This is a genomic window from Loigolactobacillus bifermentans DSM 20003 (genome assembly GCF_001434575.1).
Classification (GTDB): domain Bacteria; phylum Bacillota; class Bacilli; order Lactobacillales; family Lactobacillaceae; genus Loigolactobacillus; species Loigolactobacillus bifermentans.
Window position 1 is genome coordinate 1 of sequence record NZ_AZDA01000004.1, and the last position, 3069, is coordinate 3069.

1 rRNA gene is annotated in these 3069 nt (G+C 50.3%); it reads left to right on the forward strand.

From position 1 onward, the window contains the following. Positions 1-102: 102 nt before the first annotated feature. A 23S ribosomal RNA gene (locus FC07_RS01405) occupies positions 103-3027 on the forward strand. The last annotated feature ends 42 nt before the right edge of the window (positions 3028-3069 follow it).

The following is a 3069-nucleotide window of genomic DNA, read 5'->3' on the forward strand; positions in this document are numbered from 1 at the left end:
TTTTATTTTCTTGTTTTAAAAACCGAGAAAAACACCGCGTTTTAAAGAGTTTTAAGAGAATTAACAACGCTAAACTCATTAACCGATACCGTAGGTATCATAGGTTAAGTTATAAAGGGCGTACGGTGGATGCCTTGGCACTAGGAGCCGATGAAGGACGGAACTAATACCGATATGCTTCGGGGAGCTATACGTAAGCTTTGATCCGAAGATTTCCGAATGGGGGAACCCAGCCAACTTAGTCGTTGGTTACTGTATTGTGAATACATAGCAATATAGAGGTAGACGTGGGGAACTGAAACATCTCAGTACCCACAGGAATAGAAAGAAAAATCGATTCCCTAAGTAGCGGCGAGCGAACGGGGAACAGCCCAAACCAAGAAGCTTGCTTCTTGGGGTTGTAGGACTGGCCTTTGGAGTTACCAAAGTCAGTGGTAGTCGAAGCAGTTGGAACGCTGCATCAAAGAGGGTGAAAATCCCGTAGACAAAACCACTGGCCCTCCGGCCAGGATCCTGAGTACGGCGGAACACGTGAAATTCCGTCGGAATCCGGGAGGACCATCTCCCAAGGCTAAATACTCCCTAGTGACCGATAGTGAACCAGTACCGTGAGGGAAAGGTGAAAAGCACCCCGGAAGGGGAGTGAAACAGTTCCTGAAACCGTATGCCTACAAGTAGTCAGAGCACGTTAATGTGTGATGGCGTGCCTTTTGTAGAATGAACCGGCGAGTTACGTTTGCAAGCGAGGTTAAGGTGAAAAACCGGAGCCGTAGCGAAAGCGAGTCTGAAATGGGCAACATAGTTTGTAGACGTAGACCCGAAACCAGGTGACCTACCCATGTCCAGGTTGAAGGTGTGGTAAAACACACTGGAGGACCGAACCCGTGTATGTTGAAAAATGCTGGGATGAGGTGTGGGTAGCGGTGAAATTCCAAACGAACTTGGAGATAGCTGGTTCTCTCCGAAATAGCTTTAGGGCTAGCCTCGGAAGAAATCATCATGGAGGTAGAGCACTGTTTGGACTAGGGGCCCGTCTTGGGTTACTGAATTCAGATAAACTCCGAATGCCATCGATGTAATTATCCGGGAGTCAGACTATGAGTGATAAGATCCGTAGTCGAAAGGGAAACAGCCCAGATCACCAGTTAAGGTCCCAAAATTTATGTTAAGTGGAAAAGGATGTGGGGTTGCATAGACAACTAGGATGTTGGCTCAGAAGCAGCCACCATTTAAAGAGTGCGTAATAGCTCACTAGTCGAGTGACCCTGCGCCGAAAATGTACCGGGGCTAAACATAATACCGAAACTGTGGATGGCCACTACGTGGCCGTGGTAGGAGAGCGTTCTAAGGGCGTTGAAGGTCGATCGTGAGGACGGCTGGAGCGCTTAGAAGTGAGAATGCCGGTATGAGTAGCGAAAGACAGGTGAGAATCCTGTCCACCGAATGACTAAGGTTTCCTGGGGAAGGCTCGTCCTCCCAGGGTTAGTCGGGACCTAAGCCGAGGCCGAGAGGCGTAGGCGATGGATAACAGGTTGAGATTCCTGTACTAGTTTATTTTGTTTGAACGATGGAGGGACGCAGGAGGCTAAGGTAACCATTCTGTTGGATATGAATGGCCAAGCAACAAGTCTTAGGTTGAGTCAAATGCTTGATCTTATACGGACAAGTTGTGATGGGTAGCGAAATTTAAGTAGCGAAGTACCTGATGTCACACTGCCAAGAAAAGCTTCTAGTGAGAAATAAACTACCCGTACCGCAAACCGACACAGGTAGTCGAGGAGAGAATCCTCAGGTGAGCGAGCGAACTCTCGTTAAGGAACTCGGCAAAATGACCCCGTAACTTCGGAAGAAGGGGTGCTGCACGCAAGTGCAGCCGCAGTGAATAGGCCCAGGCGACTGTTTATCAAAAACACAGGTCCCTGCTAAATCGTAAGATGACGTATAGAGGCTGACGCCTGCCCGGTGCTGGAAGGTTAAGTGGATGTGTTAGCACTTCGGTGCGAAGCTCAGAAATGAAGCCCCAGTAAACGGCGGCCGTAACTATAACGGTCCTAAGGTAGCGAAATTCCTTGTCGGGTAAGTTCCGACCCGCACGAAAGGCGTAACGATCTGGGCACTGTCTCGACGAGAGACTCGGTGAAATTATAATACCCGTGAAGATGCGGGTTACCCGCGACAGGACGGAAAGACCCCATGGAGCTTTACTGTAGCTTGATATTGAGTGTTGGTACAGCTTGTACAGGATAGGTAGGAGCCGTTGAAGCCGGAACGCTAGTTTCGGTGGAGGCATTGGTGGGATACTACCCTTGCTGTATGAACACTCTAACCCGCGCCACTCAGCGTGGCGGGAGACAGTGTCAGGTGGGCAGTTTGACTGGGGCGGTCGCCTCCTAAAAAGTAACGGAGGCGCCCAAAGGTTCCCTCAGAATGGTTGGAAATCATTCATAGCGTGTAAAGGCATAAGGGAGCTTGACTGCGAGACTTACAGGTCGAGCAGGGACGAAAGTCGGGCTTAGTGATCCGGTGGTTCCGCATGGAAGGGCCATCGCTCAACGGATAAAAGCTACCCTGGGGATAACAGGCTTATCTCCCCCAAGAGTCCACATCGACGGGGAGGTTTGGCACCTCGATGTCGGCTCATCGCATCCTGGGGCTGTAGTTGGTCCCAAGGGTTGGGCTGTTCGCCCATTAAAGCGGTACGCGAGCTGGGTTCAGAACGTCGTGAGACAGTTCGGTCCCTATCCGTCGCGGGCGTAGGAAATTTGAGTGGAGCTGTTCCTAGTACGAGAGGACCGGAATGGACATACCGCTGGTGTACCAGTTGTGCCGCCAGGCGCATCGCTGGGTAGCTAAGTATGGACGGGATAAACGCTGAAAGCATCTAAGTGTGAAGCCCCCCACAAGATGAGATTTCCCATTCCTTTATGGAAGTAAGACCCCTGAGAGATGATCAGGTAGATAGGTTGGAAGTGGAAGTGTAGTGATACATGGAGCGGACCAATACTAATCGGTCGAGGACTTAACCAAGTCAGAACCGTAAGGTTCAGCGTGGTGGGTTTTGAAGAACAA